Origin of the sequence: Enterococcus sp. H57 (assembly GCF_003112495.1) — a bacterium.
GTDB lineage: Bacteria > Bacillota > Bacilli > Lactobacillales > Enterococcaceae > Enterococcus_B > Enterococcus_B faecium.
This window is the reverse complement of the sequence record NZ_BEHC01000014.1, coordinates 81,319-101,810: the sequence shown is the minus strand read 5'-3', so window position 1 is coordinate 101,810 and position 20,492 is coordinate 81,319. Positions and strand designations below refer to the sequence as shown.

The following is a 20,492-nucleotide window of genomic DNA, read 5'->3' as shown; positions in this document are numbered from 1 at the left end:
TAGCGCCGATTGTAGTGAGGGGTTGCCCCTTGTGAGAGTAGGACGTCGCCACGCAAAGGCAAAAAGATGAACTAGAAATAGTTCATCTTTTTTTGTTTAAATCTTTTGCTAAGTTGAACTAATAGAGTCTTTTATGAATATCGAAGTTAGTTTTTCACCTAACTTCGTTTTTTATAGTTGGTTATTATAAAATAGTAATATAGCTGATTTGGATTCAATTCATATTTATTTATAAATCAAAAATACAGAGAATAGTATATAAATGTCCTTTCCTATTCTTAAAATGATGTTTGTACTTACTTAAATTAGGTATAATTAGTATATGTTTTGTGAGAAATTTAGACTTACAATAAGCAGTGAATTTATAATCAACGTATAGGAGACATGGATGAAATGAAACTAATTGGTATAGATTTAGACGGTACTCTTTTGAATTCTGACCAGAGCATTAGTCAAAAAAATGCAAGAACAATGAAACATTTACCGGAAGACTGTTTTCCATTCATTTGTTCTGGAAGAGAAGTAGAAGACATTAATAATATTCTCAAAAAATCTGGTTTAAGGATACCAGCAGTAGGGTTAAATGGTTCTGTTGGATTTGATGGAGAAAAAAAGATATTTGAGTCTTCCTTCGATAAAAATGATGTAAAAAAAATTGATTCTGTCCTATCGAAATTTCCAACCAAAATATATACAAATCTCGGAAGTTATGAATCTCAGAATTATAAAAATAAAATGAAAAAAATTTTTCACGAGGTAGGGAGTGAATTTTCTATCAAAGAGCTAAACTATGAGCTTGAGTATGAAAAATCTATTTGTTCAATCCCTTATAATAATATTGAGGAAATTATAGAAAAGGATGCTATCAGCATTTACAAATTTTTTATTTTTATTCCTAATCGTCAATTGAAAGCTAATATATTTAACCATTTGAAAAAGATGCTAAATGTGTCTGTTACTGAATCGGCACCTGTAAATATTGAAATCGTACCTCAAAATGTATCTAAAGGTGTGGTGTTTGATCGTTTGGAATCAATCTACAATTTAAAGAAACCTTTGAGAATCGCGATCGGAGATAGTTTAAATGACTTATCTATGTTTGAAAGTGCAGATATTAGTTTTGCAATGGGAAATAGTCATCAAGAAATCATGAAAAAAGCTGATTATGTCACTGTTTCAAATGATAAAGACGGAGTATCTCAAGCATTTGAAAGAATTCTTACCATATAAACTAATTAAGGTAGTATAGAACATAGAATTCTAAATACGGAAAAATGGAGCATAAATTCCAGTACAAATAGTACTTCTTCAGTGTCAAACGAAGCGAATATAACATAGATATTTAGGATTGTGACAAAAATCATGTCACAATCTTTTTTTCGAATAAACTTATTTTTTGAAGTCGGCCATTTATCGTAATTTCTTTGCATAATACGAACAAATTTTCGGTTATTGATGAAAAAAAACATTGAAAATGGTATGATAAAAGAAAAAAAGGAGGAAATTTTTAATGGTGAAATTTATCCATGCGGCAGATTTACATATGGATCGGTCATTTGAAGGACTGACAACTCTTGATAAAACTGTACAGGAAAAACTATTGAAGACGAATCTGACCGTTTTATCAAATATCATTGAACAGGCAATAATAAATAACGTTGATTTTGTTTTACTTGCAGGAGATAATTTTCATCAAAATCGTCCTTCATTAAAAATACAGAAACATTTTTCAGAACAGATGAAACGGTTAGAAAAGAACCATATACCTGTATTTATAATATTCGGAAATCATGATTTCTATCAAAAAGAGCGGTATTGGTTCTCCTTTCCTAAAAATGTCCATTTATTTACATCCGAAACGGTAGAGACAAAAAAAATAACGATAAAAAGTGGAGAAACTGTCTCTCTCAGTGGATTTAGTTATCGTCAACCGTGGATTCAAAAAGACAAAGTGATGGAATTTCCTTCTAGAGAACTCACAGATTACCATATTGGGTTGTACCACGGGGAACCTGGCGTCTCTCAAAAAGGAAACTATGCTCCTTTCCAACCCTCAAAGATGCAAGAAAAGGGATACGATTATTGGGCTTTAGGGCATATCCATGTGCCAACGGTCTTAAATGAAAAGCAAACAATTGTTTATCCAGGTGCGCCTCAAGGTCATACTAAAAAGGAACAAGCTTCTACATCTATTCTACTAGTTGAATTAAGTAAAGGAAGTTGCCAAATACATCCGATTAAAGTAGCAGAGGTCTATTGGAAGACAAAGGAAATATCATTGAGGAAAGCAAGAACGACAAAAGAGGTCATTGTTCACATTCGTCAGCAGCTTTCAAAAGTAGAGGATGGATTTAGTTTAATTGAGATAAAATTAAAAGATTATGACCATCTCAATACAGATGTTTTGGAACGGATACAATCAGGAGAGCTATTAGACTATTTGTTAGAGGAATTCTCAGATAGGATAAATGATTTCTTTATTTGGCGTATTTCTCTCATAGAGAATACTTTTTATACGAAGATCCCACTTGCTGCTTCTGCTAAATTGATGGAACAGTTATTTCAATACTATCAGACACCTCAAGATTTCCAACAAATTTTAAATGAAGTATATAGTCATCAAGAAGCGGCTAGAATATTGAGCGAACTGCCGGAATATCAAGAAGAAACACTTGAAAAAGCCAAGCAGCTGCTTAATCAAGATTTTTTATTTGAGGAGGATCAGGAATGAAGATTTTAAGGATCGAGATTGCTGCTTTTGGAAAATGGCGTCAAAAAAGTTTTGACTTTTATTCAGGCAATCAGCTGATCTATGGGGGAAACGAAGCAGGAAAATCAACGATTTATCAATTTATTCAAGCAATATTATTTGGTTTCCCTTCAAAAGGCCGTAAAAAAAAGGATTATACACCAAAAGACGGCTCAGCCTATGGCGGCAAAATATGGCTTAAACATCCTGTATATGGTGAATTTGCTGTCGAGCGCTACAAGCAGCAAAATCGCGGAAAATCGAAGGTGTGGCTGGGGGATCAAGTGGGAAGTGATGAGTTACTAGAAAAACTGATCGCACCTTTGACGAAAGAGTTATTCCAGCAGGTATTTACTTTCCAGCAAGAGCAGTTGATGGAACTAGATCATTTGAGAGAAAAAGAGCTACATGATGCGCTGATTTCTTTAGGCATCACGGGCAGTTCTCAAGTATTCCAAAAGCGGCAAGAATATTATCAGAAAGCACAACAATTATTCAAGAAAAAAGGCCAAAAACTACTAATCAATCAAAAATTAAATGAATGGAAAGAGCTGCAAGAAAAAATTCATCAAAAACAAGAACAGGAAGCTTATTTTGGCAAGTTGATCCAACAAGAACAGGAATACGAGTCGCAACAGCAGCAGTTATTGGCACAATTAAAAGAGGCGAACAAACAATTTTCATTAGCCAGACAGCAAGAACTTAATTTTTCTTTATATGAAGAATGGCAATCTCTCAAAAAAAACAGCACTACAGGTCTTCCTGATGAGCAACTTCTTTTAGATCTGGAGTCTTTCTCCAAACGGTATCAGCAAACAAATGAGCGTTTGGAAGAATTAGAAGCAACACTGGAAAAGCATAGCGGGATGGATCAGCAGTCAGCCAGATATTATTTTTATTTAGAGCAGGAGCAGGAACTAAAAGATCTCCAGCAACTTCAATTTACAGCGGAACAATTAAACGAAGAATGGCAAAGATTACAAATTGAGACTAGAGAAACAAATTCAGAATTGAAGATTTTGGAACAAAGGTGGCATTGGCAGAAAAATCCGTTACCGGAAGAATTTTTATATGAAGAAGAATGGAAGCATCTTCTGGCTGAAGAAAGAAGGATTGCTGATCTAGAAAGCCAGATTTCTGTGCGTCTCCAAATAGCTAAAGAACAGCAAGAGATGATTGAAGCAGAAGTGAATGACTTGGAAGAGACCTATCCAGCATTATTACAAAATCAGTCAGAGATAGCACCAGTCTCTTCATCTAAACCGTATATGCTGATGGCTGGCGGAGCAATAATCATTGCAGGTATATTTGTACCAATGCCCTTGAAAGTGATCCTTTTACTAATTGGTGCAGGCATGATTGGCTATTTCTTCTACAAAAGGCAACCAAAAATTAAAACTAAAAATGATTTCTCTGAGATAAAAGGAATGTGGCAAGAAAAACTAGGACAACTTGATCTAGCCTTAGCTCAATTAGCTGAAGCAGAAGAAAAACAAAAGAGAACTGGAGAAGAAAAACAGATTCTTCAGCAAGAAGTATATCGTTTTGCGGATCATCGGCACTTAGGAAAGATGGATACGCTCAAACTCATGAAAGAATATGGACAGGAAGTCATAGATTATCAGAAATTATATGGCGTATTTGAGCGGAAACATAAAAGAGAACAGGAAATACAAGAAAAACTACGACAAATCGACCAAAAATTTGAGTTTGTTAAAGAATGGTTACCGATACAAGATAAGACAATTTCAGAAAAAATGGTATTGCTTTCCCGTTTTATACAAGAGATGGAACAGATGAAATTTGCCAGAAGCTATCAGCAAAATACTTTATTGAAGCAAGAAATCAATCAATTGAAAAAGAAACAAAAAGTATGGATACAAGAATACAGCGAACAATTGACTCAAGCAGGCTTATCTTATCCTTCGGAAGTACCTGTCTTTTTACAAAAAGCCAAACAAGCCGAACAGCAGATGAAAAGATACAATGAATTATCGGAAATGCTTACTCCACTATTTCCTGAAGAGCTGACAAAAGAGAAATTATCTGTAAGACTGCGCCAACTGAAAGAAAAGCAATGCCAACTCCAGCAAGAAGAAAAAGAAGCAAGTGAAAATCGGCAACGACTCCAACTTCAAGTAGAAGAGTTGCAAAGAGACGGCACATTGGACGAACTTTATCAACAAGCTAGCCGGCAAAAAGCAAAATTACAGGAATTACTGGAGGAATGGGGAGCACTTGAAATCGCCGGGACATTCTTAGGTGATCTTTCAACAGTGATGAGTGAAAGACAATTACCCCAGTTGTTAAGAGCAGCAGGTGATTATTTAGGTATTTTAACAAAAGGAAATTATCAGAAGATATTACTGAAAAATGATACACTGACTTTAACAGACGGATATACAGAATTTCCCATCTATGAGTTATCTACAGGTACGAAAGATCAGCTGATTATGGCGATGAGATTTGCTTACCTCTCATTAGAAGCTAACCGTTCGATATGCCCGATCATCATTGATGATGGCTGGCTTCATTATGATCATCAGCGAAAGTATCAATTAGCTGAACTTTTAGCTAAATTTGGAGAAAAGTATCAAATAATTTGTTTTTCTTCTGATAAAGAAATGGTAAGCTATTACCATGAGATGAACCAAATCGTAAAACAATTAGAAGGAGCAAATAATGAAAAAAATTCGTGATTTAGTAATCGATGAGCAGTTTGAACAATTTGTCCTGATCAAAAGTGCAGATGTAAGAATCGCTAAAAACGGAAAAAAATTTATTGCTTTTACTTTCCAAGATACTTCAGGTACTATCGATGGTAAATACTGGGATGCTTCGGAGGAGGAAATCAATAAATTTACAGCCGGCACAGTCGTTTTTCTAAACGGTAAAAGAGAGGTTTATCAAGGAAACCCTCAAGTAAAGATTCTTCATATGCGCTTAACAAGGGTAGATGAGCCAGGAGAGCCTAGTTTATACATGGAAAGAGCCCCTTTGAAGAAAGAAGAAATGGAAGAAGAAATCAATCAATTGTTGTTTGAGATCACCAATGCGCATTGGAATCGTATTGTTCGCTATCTACTTAATAAATATCAAAAACAATTTTTTGAGTTTCCGGCAGCAAAAAGAAACCATCATGCATTTGCCAGTGGATTAGCTTATCATACTTTGACAATGCTTCACTTAGGGAAATCAATCGCCGATGAATATCCTGAGCTGAATCGAGCATTGTTGTATGCTGGTATCATTTTGCATGATTTAGGAAAGGTGATTGAACTTTCCGGTCCTATGTCGACAGAATATACGCTTGCAGGAAATTTGATCGGTCATCTGGTATTGATTGACGAAGAAATAACTAAAGCCTGTCTTGCGTTGAAAATCAGCGAAGCTGACGAAGATGTTCTCGTATTACGTCATATGGTTTTAGCACACCATGGCTTATTAGAATATGGCTCACCTGTACGTCCAAGAATAATGGAAGCAGAAATATTACATCAAATCGACAATATCGATGCTTCGATGCAGATGATGTTGACTTCGATTCGTCAAACAGAACCAGGAAAATACACCGATCGGATTTTCGGTATGGACAACCGAAGTTTCTATATACCAAAAGATTTATAGCAAAAATTTATTTTTTTCATTCAAAACAAAAAAAGCGAGACATAAGTCTTCGCTTTTTTTGTTTTCTTTTATTTTGATGAATCAGTTGTTTCTTCAGTTGAAGATTCTTTTGTTGAATCAGTTGATTTTGTGTCAGAACTCTTTGTTGAAGCTGTAGTTTCACTTGAGTCTTTCGTACTTGATGAAGTTGTTGTGAATGCACTCAACACATTTTCAAAGGCATCATCTTTGATTTTTACATTTGCATCTTTTAATTCTTCACCGATTACTTTAGTTGTGAATGCATTGTCACTTAGTTTAGTTTCAGTAGCGATATCTTTTAGTTGATCTTTGTATTTATCCATGTCATTGCCTTTATTTTGGTTTTTCACCATTTTGACAACGTAGTATTCTGTCGCATAAGAAGTAGGATTTGTTGTAGTAATAACATCGGAGATCTCACCGTCTTTCAATTTGAAAGCTGCTTCTTTTACTTCTGCAGGAATAGTTGTTGTCGTTGAGTCGAATTTAACTTTACCGCCATCTTCTTTTGTCTCTGTATCAGTTGATTTGTCTTTGGCTAATTTAGAGAAATCATCTCCATCATCCGCTGATTTTTTCACATCTTTTGCTTCATCTTCACTTGATAATTTGATGATTTGTGCTTCTACTTCTGGATGGAAAGATTTCCAAGCAGTTTTCAAATCGTCATCTGTAATATCTACGTGAGCTTTCAAGCCAGCTTCAAAAGCTAAATTGTTACGAATATATTCTTTATAAGTATCTTTCGTATATCCAGCAGCTTCTAATTGTGATTCAAAAGTATCACCTAATGATTTCGCTTGTTTGTCGTATTCTGCATCCACTTGCTTATCGGTTACTTTATCGCCATATTTGTTATTGAATACTTTATAAATGATCATCCGTTGTACTAAGGATTGGTTCGATGATTCAAGTTTTGCTTCATCATAGAAATCAGATACAGTGATCGTTCCGCCTTTCATCGTTGCGATATCTTTATTAGTATCGCCTGAACAAGCTGCTAGAGTTAAAACAGCCAACGCACTAGTAGCTGCCAAAATAATTGATTTTTTTTTCATTAAAATTTGCACTCCTGTAATTAGTTATTATTTTTATATATTAACTATACCATATCCCATTTCCTTTAAAAACGTTGTCGTGGTAGTTTCAAACAAAATTCAAAATTTCATCACATTCCTAGGAAATACGCAAACTTTTCTCACTTATATAGTTAAATCTGTTGAGAAAATAATCATTATTATATTTGTTCAGGATACTCTGGCAGATCAGCTTTTAGTTTTTCTACTTGTTCATTGATTTGTGTGATACGTGGTTCGGCTTGGAATTTAAAATCTTCGATATCTTTTTTGATTGCTTCTTGGAAAGCAGGAATCACAGATTCAGCTGTTTCTTTTGTTTCGATCAATGCGCTTTTAAAATGATTCAGGCTGTTATTTAAATCATTTGTCAGAGTTGTTGCTTCTTCCAATTCTTCGATCAGTTTCTTTCTTGTTTCATTCCCGCTCCTGGGCGCCAATAACAGACCTCCGACAGTGCCAGCAGCAGCTCCAAATAACAGTCCTTTGAAAAAGTTTTTAATCATCGCAGGACACCTGCTTTACGATTGTTTCTTGAATAGCTTTTAGTTCTTCCGATCCATAACTATCTTGATGATTGACAAAGTGAATAGAAAAATCATCCTCTTTGCTGTAGCGAGGGACTAAATGGATATGTGAATGAAAAACAGATTGATAGGCTAGTTCACGGTTGTTATTCAAGATATTAAGACCTTTCATTTCTGGAAAAGCTTTTTCCAATGCTTGAGCAATCTTAGGCACACGCGAAAAAACCTCTCCTGCAAGTTCGGGATCATATTCAAAAATATCTGCTACATGACGTTTAGGCACAACTAATGTGTGTCCTTTCGTTGCTTGAGAGATGTCTAAAAAAGCATAGACCTTGTCGTCTTCATATATTTTATAGCTTGGGATTTCTTGATTGATGATTTTGCAAAAAATACAGTTTTCCATATAAAACATCCTTTCTATAAAGAATAAATACTTCAGCTTAACTTTACCATAAGTTAAAGCTATTGTAAGGAAAAAAACAAAATACCGTCATTTTCTTCGTGGTATAATAAATAAAAATAAATGGCGGAGGAAAAAGAATGAGTTTAATTATCGATCATGTCACAGGGGGGTACGGACATCTCCCTGTGTTAAAAGATATCAGTTTCGATGTACAGCCTGGAGAGATAGTAGGGTTGATTGGACTGAACGGAGCAGGGAAAAGTACGACCATCAAGCACATTATCGGTCTGCTGGAAGCTTCAAAAGGAACGATAGAAATCAATCATCTATCCTTAAAGAAAAATACGGAAGAATATCGCAAACAAATTGGGTATATTCCAGAGACTCCTTCTTTATATGAAGAATTGACATTGAGAGAACATATCGAAGTCACTGCGATGGCCTACGATATACCTATGGATACAGCAATGAAAAGAGCAGAAAAGTTGTTGGAGACTTTTCGGTTATCTAATCGTCTTGACTGGTTCCCAGCTAATTTTTCAAAGGGAATGAAACAGAAAGTGATGATCTTATGCGCCTTTTTGATCGAGCCTTCTTTATATATCATCGACGAACCATTTTTAGGCTTGGATCCACTAGCTATCAATGCATTGCTTGAATTGATGGTAGAAATGAAAAAAGAAGGAGCCGGTATTTTGATGTCTACGCATATTTTAGCTACTGCAGAAAAATATTGTGATCGTTTTGTGGTCTTACATAACGGAGAGATACGAGCAGACGGTTCTCTTGAGATGTTGAGAAAAGAATTTCAGCTGCCGGATTCTTCTTTGGACGAAATCTATATTGCTTTAACAAAGGAGCAGGCACATGAGTAGTTTTTTTCAAAAACGTTTAGCAAGACATCAAAAGAAAATGATGAAATATATGCGTTATGTATTGAACGATCATTTTGTTTTAGTTTGTCTTTTCTTGATTGGCGGTGTGGGATTATATTATTCTAATTGGTTGAAAACCCTGCAGCCACCGTTTGCAATTGGAGGGCTCATAATCTCTGTATTTTGGATGCTCTGTTTATTCGTGGGTAAGATGGCTACTTTTGCAGAGGCAGCAGATATTGTTTTTTTACTTCCTAAAGAAAAAGAAATGCAAACCTATTTGGAACGAGCTTTTCGCTATTCTTGCATTTTTCCGTTGATCTTTTTGATATTGGCATGCGGATTGGCCATGCCATTAGTGGTGGTTAGTACGGAGCAATCCTTTTCGATGTTTTTCGTCTATCTGATCATATTATGGAGTTTGAAATTCAGTCATCTGCAAATCAAGAGAGCAGAATTGTTTCGACTAGATCAACAAGTTATTCGTTATTGGAAATTAGGCTGGTTTTTTTCTTCTCTGATCTTTTTGTTTCTATCATTTTATTGGATGATATGGGCAGGAATAGCAGGTGCATTAGTACAGGCAAGTCTATATTACTGGTTTTTGTGGAAGCAACAAGAAAAAGGATTGGATTGGGAGAAAATGGTGCATGTAGAAGAACATAGGTTGCATCAGATCTATCAATTTATCAATTTATTCACAGATGTTCCTGAAATTACGGCAAAGATCAAAAGAAGACGCTATTTGGATCCTATATTGACTCATATTAAAAGAGAATCAAAAAACACTTATCTTTACTTGTTTGCAAGAAGATTGGCAAGAGGTTCTGATTTTAGTGGTCTTTATTTCCGATTAGTAATTATAGGTGGGTTATTGATTGCCGGAGTAGTCGACTTTTATTTTAGTCTGATTATCGGTTTCTTATTTTTATATTTGATCGGTTTCCAACTGTTACCTTTAGCGAACCAGTTCCGCTATATGGTTCTCGTTCAGCTTTATCCAATCCATAAGAATCAGAAGAAGCAGGCGATTCAGTATCTACTCACATGGGTATTAATTATCGCGTCGGTTATTTTTGGTTTGATTGCTGCAGTCGTATTAGATGGGCAGCAGCGATGGGTTCCGCTAGCGGCTTATTTGATTGTTACTATGCTCTTTGTTAAACTATATGTACCAACTCGTTTGAAGAAGATGTCAGACTGAAAACAAAGCTGTGTAGGGTAAAAATGAGAATGAAAAATAGAGCGTTGACAGTAAGAATGCTGTTCGTTCTATTTTTTTTGAGAAAAGCTGGTTTTTTGAATGGCAATTAAATGAAAAAGAACGTATATGTGCTTGACGTGTAGTGTTCAGGCGACTAGAATAATAAGTACTGCAAAACAAAGAGTAAGAGGACGGGAGAATGCATGATGGAGTTTCAGTTAGACCAAGAGTGGCGGTTACGTCCCATCAAAGGCGACACAGGAAAAACATACATAGGCATGCGTGATGAGGACAAAGTCTTTATTAAACGAAACACGACTCCGATGTTGGCTGCTCTTTCAAGGGAAGGAATTACACCAAAACTTGTTTGGACAAAACGAACGGGGAATGGCGATACTTTGACAGCACAAGAGTGGCTGGAAGGTCGCTTGCTGACTCCTAATGAGATTGGTCAAAGAAACGACGTGATTGATGTTTTGTACCATTTACATCATTCAAATTCTCTTAAAACCATGCTGACCCGTATCGGTGGTCGTGTCATGACGCCGGAGAAGATGCTGCAAAAATATGAAAAAGAATTACCGGAAGAACTCCAGAAAAATCAATTTCTGCAAATTGTCCATCGTTTTCTTCGTGAGCAGATCCCGTCAATAGATAAGGAAAACTTATCAGTAGTACACGGAGATGTAAACCATCGTAATTGGTTAGTATGTAAAAATTATTTATATCTAGTCGATTGGGATTCAATCATGTTTGCAGACCCTGCGGTGGATATTGCAACGATTTTAGGAAATTATGTGCCACTGTCTAGCTGGAATCAGTGGCTGATCAGTTATGGCATACGCCCGACTGACGAAATGCTTGAAAAATTTCATTGGTATGCGGCCATGAATTTGCTCCAAGAAATCACCAGATATTGCAAACGTGAAGATCATCGACGGATGAACGAAGAAATTTTACAATTAAAACGAATTTTCAGTGGCTGAGGTTTGGCCCAAACTCTGTGGAGATTTGGCCAGACCTTTTTAATTAGAGGAAAGGAATGGAGATAAATAATGCGTGTCCGAAATCGTCCGGGAGCAGCGGAAATGTTAGCGGCTCACCCGAATTTTGTAATTAGTGATCCAACATTGTGGAAGGGAAAATGGAATGAATTGTTTGAAAACGATCATCCAATCCACATTGAGATTGGTATGGGGAAAGGCCAGTTCATCACTGGAATGGCAAAAGCCCATCCTGAAATCAATTATATTGGAGTAGAAATGCAGGTCAGTGTTGTTTCGATTGCACTAGACAAGTTGATCGAACAACCGCTTCCTAACCTGAAACTTCTACATGTGGATGGATCAGCGTTGACAGAGTATTTCGCTGACAGCGAAGTAGATCAAATCTATCTGAATTTTTCCGATCCATGGCCAAAAAAACGTCATGAAAAACGGCGATTGACATATAAGACTTTTCTTGCTGTAGATGAACAGATTCTTCGTCCAAATGGAGAAATCCATTTCAAAACAGATAATCAAGGATTGTTTGAGTATTCTCTGGCAAGTTTTTCTCAATATGGCATGATCCTCAAACAGGTATGGTTAGATTTACATCAAAGTCAATTTGAAGGCAATATTATGACGGAGTATGAAGAAAAATTTTCTTCAAAAGGTCAACGTATTTATCGAGTAGAAGCTCAATTTCAAGATAAGACCAAAAAGAAAAGTCTGCGAAACTAACTTTCTGCTTTCATAAAAACATTAATATCCATAAATAAATCCCAGAAAATGAACATTACAGATGTAATGTATTTTCTGGGATTTATTTGATTTAAAATGTATTTATTTCATCGGTTTTTCCACAAGGTGGAATCAATTGGAAGCGAGAAAATGAAAATAATCCTTTGTCGGTGATCTTCAATTCGGGTATGACAGATAATGTTAAGAAAGAAAGTGTCAAAAAAGGATCAAAGGTTTTAGCTGCTCCTAGTTGATGCGCTTTAGTTATTAATTCATTCAACTGTTCATAGACGATCGAAAAAGGTTCCTGTGTCATGATTCCGCCTATAGGAAGAGAAACACAAGCTATTTCCTGCTGTTTGTTGACAACGGTCATCCCGCCACCTTTTTGAATCAAAAGATTAGCAGCATACAGCATATCCTCGTCGTTTGTCCCAACGACAACTAGATTATGCGAGTCATGGGCAATCGTTGTCGCTATCGCTCCTTGTTTCAGCTGAAATCCTTTCACTATGCCTAATCCAATGTTTCCCGTTTGATGGTGACGCTCGATCACCGCAATCTTTAATTGGTCTTTTTCGATTGAAGGAATGAATCGTTCGCCTTGTCGGTCCACTTTTTCTACCAAATCTTTAGTCACTAGACTATTCGGGATAATTTCGATCACATGGACTTGTGAAGAAGAAAGAAGCAGCTCTAACGAATGTGGATTTAATGGTTGAGCGTTTAGTTTTGGCAGACAACACGTATATGAATTTGAATGATCAGCAAATAAATGGTCTTGGAGTTGCCCAGATTGAACAACTAATGTTCCCTTATAGAAAACTTCATGAACTGGCAGCTTGGTAAGATCGTCTGTTAAGAAGAAATCAGCTTGATACCCAGGGGCAATCGCACCTAGTGTTTTCAAATCAAAACATTCTGCTGCATTCAATGTTGCCATCTGAATGGCTTGTAATGGATCGATTCCAAGTGCAATAGCTTGACGGACGATATGATCGATTGATCCTTCTTTTACTAAATCATTGATCAGTTTATCATCGGTGACAAAGAAGCATCTTCTTGAATTTTCAGGTGTGATCGCCGGTAGTAGCGATGCCAGATCTTTTGCAACGGTCCCTTCTCGAACCATTAAATACATACCAAGATCCAAACGTTCTTTAGCTTCTTTTGCAGTTGTAGCTTCATGATCCGTCCGAATACCTGCTGCAGGATAAACATTTAACTCTTCCATGCCGATACCAGCTGCATGCCCGTCAATTTTTTTCTTATGCTGGTGCATCAATTGGATCTTTTCTAGGATGTCTGTTTCATTATTTGCTACTGCTTGATAGTTCATGACTTCAGCTAAGCCTAAAACTTCGGGTTTTTGTAAAAAAGGGGCTAATTTTTTTGCATTTAAATTTGCACCATTGGTCTCAAAAGGGGTTACAGGTACACAAGAAGGTAGCATAAAAAAGATATTCATGAGTGTTTGTCTTGCATCTTCTATCATAAACTCAAGACCTGTACTCCCAGCAATGTTTCCTATTTCATGGGGATCTGTCACTACAGTAGTAACTCCATGAAGCAAGGATACTTTTGAAAATTCGCTTGGTGATAAAAGTGAGCTTTCGATATGCACATGGCCATCGATGAATCCTGGCACTAGATATTGCCCATTAGCATTATGTACGCTTTTTCCTTCGTATTCACCGATTCCTACGATCATTCCTTCGCAGATTGCTACATCTTTTTCCATGATTTCTTTCGTAAAGACGTTGACGATCTTAGCATGCTTGATCACTAGGTCAGCAGGCTTTTTTTTACTTGCTACTTCGATATATTTCCTTAATGTTGTTTCCAATGGAGTGCCTCCCAAGATAAATTTTTATAAGTATAACATAAATTCGGCTTTTGCCAATATTTTTTTGTAAATTCATTTTATTTGAAACAAAAAGATCAAAAAGACGTATGTTTTTTGTGGAGGGGAGAATAATGGAAATAAAACGATTATCGGATCAAATGATAAGTGAAAGTTTTGCCAAACATGCCCAAGACGTATATATATTGCCAGCTTCAGAAGTATTTTACATCTATTTTCGCTATGGAAAAAACGAACATTCTGGAAGAAAGTCTCTTCGGCAGATGGACAGCAACTGATCTCAAGATTTAAGTATTTGGGACAGATGGATATCGGAGAAAAAAGAAAAGCTCAGTTAGGTGCATTTACTTATTCTTTAGAAAAACAGGAAGTTCGTCTGCGGTTGTCTTCTGTAGGAGATTACCTTCAACGAGAGAGTTTAGTGATTCGGCTATTATACGGTACTTTTGAAACACCCCATCGTTGCTTTAGTTCTCGAGATTTTGCAACTATTTTACAGAAAACCGTCAGACGTGGATTATACCTTTTCAGCGGACCAGTCGGATCAGGCAAGACTTCTCTAATGTATCGGTTGGCTTTGGAAGAAAAATTGCAAGTGATTACTATCGAAGATCCTGTAGAGATAGAAGAACCGTTTTTTCTGCAGCTACAGATCAATCCGAAAATAGCACAGACTTATGATACACTTTTGAAACTCGCATTACGGCATCGTCCAGACTTGCTAATCATTGGCGAGATAAGAGATGAATCAACTGCACATGCTGCGGTAAGAGCAGCACTAACAGGGCACCGGGTTTTTGCAACCGTACATGCACGCAATCTTGAAGGTACATTGGTCAGAATCCATGAACTGACAAAGAAAAAAGAAGAGCTATCTGAATGTTTAGCTGGTGTCATTTATCAAGAACTTTTGGAAGATGCCAATCACCATCCTTCTGTCTTATGGAGTTATCAATTTATGGAGGAAGAATCAGTAAAAAAATCATGGGAGGAAAGTTATGAAGAAGCTCAGGAAAATATTTGGCAGTCAGAACTATTCTAAAGGATTAACAAGAAGCCAGCAAAACCAGTTTGCACAAACCATGGGAGAACTGCTTTTATCTGGTTTTAGTCTGCAAGAATCCCTTTATTTATTACTCACGATCCGTTCGTTTCCACCTGTTATTTTGGCAAATATCCAACATCAGCTAAAGGAAGGGCAAGCGTTTAGTGAGGTACTTTCGCAAATAGGATATGGAGCAGAGCAACTGGTACAGATCGAGTTAGCTGAACGTCATGGGAATCTGCCGACAACTTTGTTGGAAATTGCCAAACAGTTTCGGCTTGTTGAAGGATTTCGCAATGATTTGAAAAAGCTGCTTGCATATCCCATACTATTGCTCACCTTTTTGCTAGGTATCTTGTTTAGTATGCGGTTGTTCGTTTTGCCTCAGCTTATTGGTTCAGGAATGGTCATGCAAGAGCATTGGGGGATTCAGCTGATACAAGTCTTTCATTGGTATGTTCTACTATTCATCCTAGCGGTTACTCTATTGGCTTTACTAGTAAGGTATCGTCTGATGAAGTTGTCTCCTGTTGATCAGAGTGAATGGATAAGCAGACAATTATTGATTGGACCGATATATTCCTTGTATCAATCGGCTTATTTGTCACTAGAGATTGGAAAGCTTTTTCATGAAGGTTTCGAATTAAGGCAAATCATAGTCTGCTTAAAGGAAACGAAACAAGAAAGTCTGATTCAGCATCTTGCCTCTAAGTTGATTCAAGGATTGGAGGCAGGTATGTCATTGGCTGAGCAGTTCCAGAATTATCGTTTTCTATCAGAAGAATTCAGTAAAATTGTTTTACAGGGAGAGGCAAAGGGAAGTTTAGGTAAAGAACTGATTTTTTACAGCGAATGGACAAGAAAACAGCTTTTCAAACGTCTTCATCACTGGATGCATTTTATTCAGCCAATCATTTTTTTGGGCGTAGCGGCTTTGATTTTATTAGTTTATGCCGCTGTTTTATTACCTGTTTACGGAAGCATAGAGGAGGTTTTGCCATGAAAAAGAGAAAAATATCTTATTATAGCGGTTTTACCTTGATCGAAATGCTAATCGTCTTACTGATCATCAGTGTATTAGTGTTGTTGTTCGTCCCTAATTTGTCGCGTTATAGGAATCATGTAGACCAAGAAAGTCGTGAAGCGATCATCCAGTTGGTAGACACACAAAAAGAGCTCTATGCGCTTCAAAATAATGGAAGAGTTCCTACTGTGGAGGAATTGTTGGATGAAGGCTATATCAAACGAGAACATGCAGAAATCTATCAGCGGCCTTGAAGGTAAGGTTTTAGCATCAGGATATACGTTGTTTGAATCACTCTTACTGATTTTATTACTTACAACGATCCTTTCTTTTCCAGTTCTCGCATTTTCTGCATGGAAGAATGAATTGGCAGTCTATCAATTTTTCAGCCAATTTGAAAAACGAATCTATTCTACGCAAAAAATCGCTATTGTGAATCAGATCCAAACAGGCTTTTATTGGAATAGTGAAGAGAATCAAATCATTTTTCATGTTCCGAATCCAGATAAAATAAATTGGGAAGTATTAGATATTCCTGATGAGATTACCTTGAAACGCCATGCTTCTATTACTTTTGCTGCTAGAACCGGGAATGAAAGTTCACTAAAAGCTTATCAATTTTATTGGAAAGAAAAAGAGCGGACGATTACGTATCAATTCCAGATAGGGAGTGGTCGCTATACAAAAAGAATTGAATAAAACAGGATTTGTTTTGTTGGAGTCCCTTACAGCGCTTATGATCGCTTCTGTCTGTGTCTACTTAGTGAGCTTTGGCCAGCTGTTTTTGCTTCAGGCAGAAAAGAAAAGTGGGGAGGAACTGCTATTTATTCGAATGATTTATGAAGATATCAAGACGCAGCGGATGTATCACAAAAGACCAGAGCGAAGGGAAGAAATGATCCCATACGATATCCAAATTGTCGATAATAATGGAGTAATCGAAAAAGTGTTTGTCAATATGGAGAAAGAAGCGATCAGTATTGAAAAAACAAGTAATTCCAGCATTTACGCTGATTGAATGTCTAATTGGACTGATGATATTGAGCAGTCTATTGCTCACATTCAATCTTTTGATTCAGCAAACCATCCAAGTAAGTGAATTTTTGCAGCGTAAAGATCAAAAAGAGTGGCTAATATTTTTAGCACAATTAGAAGAAGAACTCAAGAGCAGTCACAATGTCTCTGTGAAAAATCAGCAACTGCACTACACGATCGAGGATAAACAGTATATCATCGAAAGATATCAGGCAATGATACGTAAAAGAAGAACTTCCGGCGGACATCAACCTATGTTAACAAGTATCACTGAGCTTCAATTATTGGAAAAAGAACACGCAATTTCTTTTTATGTACACTTTGAAAATGGAGAAGATGGATATGCCATATGGACAAAAAACGATCAGTAGAAAATGTTATAAGGGCTCTATTTTATTTTCTGTCTTGCTTTTATTTCTTTTATGTACGTTTTTATTGATGGCAACATTAGAAAGCTACCGTTTGTCAATGGATCTTAATATACGAATCAAAAATTATTATATAGCAAAAATAATGAAGCAGATGGCTTTATCGGAACAGTCTACGCTTGCCGAAAGTTCGGAAGGAGTTTTTTACTACACAACTGGATCTGTAACATATCAGTGGGTACAACAGTCCCTATTCTTAGAGGTGGAAGTCTCACCGTTTATCTTTCGGTTCACAGAAGAAGTAAAAAATGATACAGATACTAGTACAGAATGATGGAATGTTCGTGAAAACGCCCTCTTTTCTGTTATAACACTGTTTTTAATAAAAAAATGTTTGCCGTTTCACAAATAAAAAACAGTGAAAACGATTGAAATTTTGTCAATTGTTCGATAGAATTAAACAGGTGAAAAAATTGTTATAATATATCTAGAAATGAGGTGCACCATGTTACCAGAAAAAATGGAACAAGGGTTTAATCAAAACCTGGAAGCTATTCAGCTTTTACAGAATGCATTGGGAACTTCCTTTTTAGAAGCCTATGTCGAAAATGCAGAAAATTTAATAGATGATTATCAAGTACGTGTGGTGGATGGAGTGCCGACAAAAGAGACAACGCAACGGATCACAGCTCTTTATGAAGAGTTGAAGAAACTTTCTTTCGAGCCAGAAGAATGGCGCAGACTGTCTCAATTACTTTTATTGAAGGGCAGCCAGACAGAACATTTGCAGGCGAACCATCAACTCACTCCTGATAGTATCGGTTTTTTATTTGTTTTTCTTATTGAACAACTATACACAAATAAAAAAGCACCGGTTAAGATTCTGGATATTGCGGCAGGAATGGGCAACTTGTTATTAACAGTTCTTTTAAACCTATCGAATGCGGGGTACCAAACAGAAGGAATTGGTGTGGATATTGATGATACATTGTTGGCTGTCGCAGCTTCTACAAGTGATTTGACACAAGCAAATGTTCAATACTTTCATCAAGACGGGTTGCAGGATTTATTAATAGATCCTGTCGATTTTGCAATCAGCGATTTGCCAATCGGTTATTATCCGAATGACGAAAAAGCAAAAGAGTTTTTAACAAGTACCGAAGAAGGCCATAGTTATGCACATCATTTATTGCTAGAGCAATCAATGAAATATGTGAAGCCGGATGGTTTTGGTTTGTTTTTGATGCCGAGTGGATTTTTAGAAACGGATCAAAGTGAAGAAATCAAAAAATGGTTTAAAGAAGAAGGTTATCTTCAAGGAATGATTCAATTGCCAGATGAATTGTTCCGTAATAAACAATCGCAAAAAAGTATTTTGATCTTACAGAAAAAAGGACCACAAGCACAACAAGTAAAAGAAGTCTTGCTTGTGAAACTTGCTTCATTAAAAGAACCAGAGAAGGTGACGGAATTTTTCAACGAGTTTAAAAACTGGAAATCATCTGCTCTGTAATCATTCAACGAGAAGGAGAGTCATATGTCTAAAACAATTGCAATCAATGCTGGGAGTTCAAGTTTGAAATGGCAATTATATCAAATGCCAGAAGAAACCGTAGTTGCGAAAGGGATCGTCGAACGTATCGGTTTACAAGATTCTATTTTTACCATCAAGTACGGCGATAATCAAAAATTCGAACAAATCATGGATATCGAAAACCACGAAGTAGCAGTAAAAATGCTGTTAGATCAGTTGATTGAACTGCAAATTTTAAGCTCTTATGATGAAATCACCGGAGTAGGGCACCGTGTTGTTCACGGAGGAGAAACTTATGGGGATTCAGTAGTGATCGATGAGAAAGTAATGGACCGCATTGCTGAATTAGCAGAATTTGCTCCTTTGCATAATCCTGCAAACTTAATGGGGATCAAAGCGTTTAAAAAGATTTTACCTGACATTTTGAGTGTGGCTGTATTCGATACATCTTTCCACTCAACAATGCCAAAGCAAAATTATTTATATAGCTTACCGGTGTCTTATTATGAAGATTTCAAAGTAAGAAAATATGGCTTCCATGGCACAAGTCATCGTTATGTGTCGGAACGTGCGGCAAAATTATTGAACAAACCGATCGAAGAACTAAAAATCATCACTTGCCACTTAGGAAATGGTGTATCGATCACAGCAGTCGATGGAGGTAAATCCATGGATACTTCTATGGGATTCACACCATTAGCTGGGGTGACAATGGGTACACGTTCAGGTGATATCGATCCAGCTGTTCTCCCATATTTAATGGAAAAATTAGAGATTGATATTGATGAAATGATCAATGTTTTGAACAAGAAATCTGGTCTGCTAGGCCTAACAGGATTGTCTAGTGATATGCGTGATCTTGAAAAGAACTATGAAAAAGAACATATTCGTTTAGCTTATGACATTTTCGTGGACCGCATCCGAAAATACATCGGCGGTTATGTGACAACGATGAATGGTGTTGATGCAATTGTCTTTACTGCTGGTATCGGCGAGAATGACGGACATGTACGTAGTGAAATCATCAAAGGTATGTCTTGGTTTGGTTGTGAAATCGATCCAGCGTTGAATGAATTGCGTGGTGAAGAAGTAGATATCTCTACAAAAGAATCAAAAGTAAGAGTATTAGTGATCCCAACAGATGAGGAACTAATGATTGCCCGTGATGTGGAGCGTCTGCGCGGCTAAGCCAAAGCATTCGTTAGGATAAAAGATGAAACGCATGCAAGAGGGAATTCTTGCATGTGTTTTTTTTGCGGAGAAGACCGCAAAATGGTAATTTAACTTCAATTTCCCTTCTTTTTTACAGGATCTTCTTAGGGAATTTTGCTTGGAAAAGTGGTCAAAAGGGAAAAGACTGGCATTTTATTTATTGATTTTCAGGAAAATCCCAATATTTTATTTTCATTCATC

20 protein-coding genes and 1 pseudogene are annotated in these 20,492 nt (G+C 36.6%); 17 read left to right on the top strand and 4 right to left on the bottom strand.

All coding sequences use genetic code 11. The features are described 5' to 3' along the window. The first annotated feature begins 384 nt into the window (after positions 1-384). The 4 genes from DIZ30_RS04695 (at position 385) to DIZ30_RS04675 (ending at position 6,376) form a co-directional block, all read left to right on the top strand. Positions 385-1,230, top strand: a complete 846-nt coding sequence (locus DIZ30_RS04695) for a Cof-type HAD-IIB family hydrolase (protein ID WP_002304764.1) — start codon at positions 385-387, stop codon at positions 1,228-1,230. A gap of 280 nt (positions 1,231-1,510) precedes the next feature. Beyond that, positions 1,511-2,731: a DNA repair exonuclease gene (locus DIZ30_RS04685; RefSeq protein WP_002301291.1), complete on the top strand. Its 1,221-nt coding sequence runs from the start codon at positions 1,511-1,513 to the stop codon at positions 2,729-2,731. Next, entirely contained in the window at positions 2,728-5,448 is a 2,721-nt protein-coding gene (locus DIZ30_RS04680) for an AAA family ATPase (RefSeq protein ID WP_109023118.1), read from the top strand. Before DIZ30_RS04685 ends, DIZ30_RS04680 begins: the two co-directional genes overlap by 4 nt. Then, positions 5,432-6,376, top strand: coding sequence for a 3'-5' exoribonuclease YhaM family protein (locus DIZ30_RS04675; RefSeq protein ID WP_109023117.1), 945 nt, complete (start codon positions 5,432-5,434; stop codon positions 6,374-6,376). Before DIZ30_RS04680 ends, DIZ30_RS04675 begins: the two co-directional genes overlap by 17 nt. A gap of 68 nt (positions 6,377-6,444) precedes the next feature. On the opposite strand, the gene DIZ30_RS04670 is transcribed toward DIZ30_RS04675, so the two are convergent. From DIZ30_RS04670 to DIZ30_RS04660, 3 genes are all read right to left on the bottom strand, one after another. Then, entirely contained in the window at positions 6,445-7,455 is a 1,011-nt protein-coding gene (locus DIZ30_RS04670) for a peptidylprolyl isomerase (RefSeq protein ID WP_002286208.1), read from the bottom strand. A 179-nt stretch (positions 7,456-7,634) separates the two neighbouring features. After that, positions 7,635-7,979: a YtxH domain-containing protein gene (locus tag DIZ30_RS04665; RefSeq protein WP_002286203.1), complete on the bottom strand. Its 345-nt coding sequence runs from the start codon at positions 7,977-7,979 to the stop codon at positions 7,635-7,637. After that, positions 7,972-8,406: an HIT family protein gene (locus DIZ30_RS04660; RefSeq protein ID WP_002286201.1), complete on the bottom strand. Its 435-nt coding sequence runs from the start codon at positions 8,404-8,406 to the stop codon at positions 7,972-7,974. Before DIZ30_RS04660 ends, DIZ30_RS04665 begins: the two co-directional genes overlap by 8 nt. Before the next feature lie 137 nt (positions 8,407-8,543). Between DIZ30_RS04660 and DIZ30_RS04655 the strand changes: the two genes are divergently transcribed. From DIZ30_RS04655 to trmB, 4 genes are all read left to right on the top strand, one after another. Then, a complete protein-coding gene (locus tag DIZ30_RS04655) occupies positions 8,544-9,281 on the top strand; it encodes an ABC transporter ATP-binding protein (RefSeq protein ID WP_002297572.1) in 738 nt (245 codons plus the stop codon). Beyond that, positions 9,274-10,485 carry an ABC transporter permease gene (locus DIZ30_RS04650; protein ID WP_002324252.1) on the top strand — a complete coding sequence of 404 codons (1,212 nt, stop codon included), beginning with the start codon at positions 9,274-9,276 and terminating at the stop codon, positions 10,483-10,485. The genes DIZ30_RS04655 and DIZ30_RS04650 overlap by 8 nt, the downstream gene beginning before the upstream one ends. A 203-nt stretch (positions 10,486-10,688) precedes the next feature. Further along, positions 10,689-11,471, top strand: coding sequence for a phosphotransferase family protein (locus tag DIZ30_RS04645; protein ID WP_002286194.1), 783 nt, complete (start codon positions 10,689-10,691; stop codon positions 11,469-11,471). Positions 11,472-11,540: 69 nt separating this feature from the next. Further along, the gene (trmB, locus tag DIZ30_RS04640; RefSeq protein ID WP_002324251.1) at positions 11,541-12,209 is read left to right on the top strand and encodes a tRNA (guanosine(46)-N7)-methyltransferase TrmB; all 669 of its coding nucleotides are present in this window, start codon (positions 11,541-11,543) and stop codon (positions 12,207-12,209) included. 91 nt (positions 12,210-12,300) lie between these two features. On the opposite strand, the gene ade is transcribed toward trmB, so the two are convergent. Beyond that, positions 12,301-14,055: an adenine deaminase gene (ade, locus tag DIZ30_RS04635; RefSeq protein WP_002297577.1), complete on the bottom strand. Its 1,755-nt coding sequence runs from the start codon at positions 14,053-14,055 to the stop codon at positions 12,301-12,303. A gap of 131 nt (positions 14,056-14,186) precedes the next feature. Between ade and comGA the strand changes: the two are divergent. The 9 genes and pseudogenes from comGA to DIZ30_RS04590 all read left to right on the top strand — a co-directional run bounded on the left by comGA (position 14,187) and on the right by DIZ30_RS04590 (position 20,267). Next, positions 14,187-15,115, top strand: a pseudogene (gene comGA / locus DIZ30_RS04630) (competence type IV pilus ATPase ComGA). Next, positions 15,072-16,121, top strand: coding sequence for a competence type IV pilus assembly protein ComGB (gene comGB / locus DIZ30_RS04625; protein ID WP_002324249.1), 1,050 nt, complete (start codon positions 15,072-15,074; stop codon positions 16,119-16,121). Before comGA ends, comGB begins: the two are co-directional and overlap by 44 nt. After that, the gene (comGC, locus tag DIZ30_RS04620) at positions 16,118-16,396 is read left to right on the top strand and encodes a competence type IV pilus major pilin ComGC (RefSeq protein WP_109023116.1); all 279 of its coding nucleotides are present in this window, start codon (positions 16,118-16,120) and stop codon (positions 16,394-16,396) included. The genes comGB and comGC overlap by 4 nt, the downstream gene beginning before the upstream one ends. Further along, positions 16,371-16,841 carry a competence type IV pilus minor pilin ComGD gene (gene comGD, locus DIZ30_RS04615; RefSeq protein ID WP_109023115.1) on the top strand — a complete coding sequence of 157 codons (471 nt, stop codon included), beginning with the start codon at positions 16,371-16,373 and terminating at the stop codon, positions 16,839-16,841. The genes comGC and comGD overlap by 26 nt, the downstream gene beginning before the upstream one ends. Then, a complete protein-coding gene (locus tag DIZ30_RS04610) occupies positions 16,813-17,160 on the top strand; it encodes a hypothetical protein (protein WP_002286177.1) in 348 nt (115 codons plus the stop codon). The genes comGD and DIZ30_RS04610 overlap by 29 nt, the downstream gene beginning before the upstream one ends. Beyond that, positions 17,123-17,548 (top strand): competence type IV pilus minor pilin ComGF, encoded by a 426-nt coding sequence (comGF, locus tag DIZ30_RS04605; protein ID WP_002324246.1) that lies wholly within the window; start codon positions 17,123-17,125, stop codon positions 17,546-17,548. The genes DIZ30_RS04610 and comGF overlap by 38 nt, the downstream gene beginning before the upstream one ends. Next, complete coding sequence (gene comGG, locus DIZ30_RS04600) at positions 17,520-17,879, top strand: competence type IV pilus minor pilin ComGG (RefSeq protein WP_002324245.1); 360 nt, start codon at positions 17,520-17,522, stop codon at positions 17,877-17,879. Before comGF ends, comGG begins: the two co-directional genes overlap by 29 nt. A 171-nt stretch (positions 17,880-18,050) precedes the next feature. Further along, positions 18,051-19,058 (top strand): class I SAM-dependent methyltransferase, encoded by a 1,008-nt coding sequence (locus DIZ30_RS04595; protein WP_002319190.1) that lies wholly within the window; start codon positions 18,051-18,053, stop codon positions 19,056-19,058. A gap of 24 nt (positions 19,059-19,082) precedes the next feature. After that, positions 19,083-20,267 carry an acetate/propionate family kinase gene (locus DIZ30_RS04590; protein ID WP_002286171.1) on the top strand — a complete coding sequence of 395 codons (1,185 nt, stop codon included), beginning with the start codon at positions 19,083-19,085 and terminating at the stop codon, positions 20,265-20,267. The last annotated feature ends 225 nt before the right edge of the window (positions 20,268-20,492 follow it).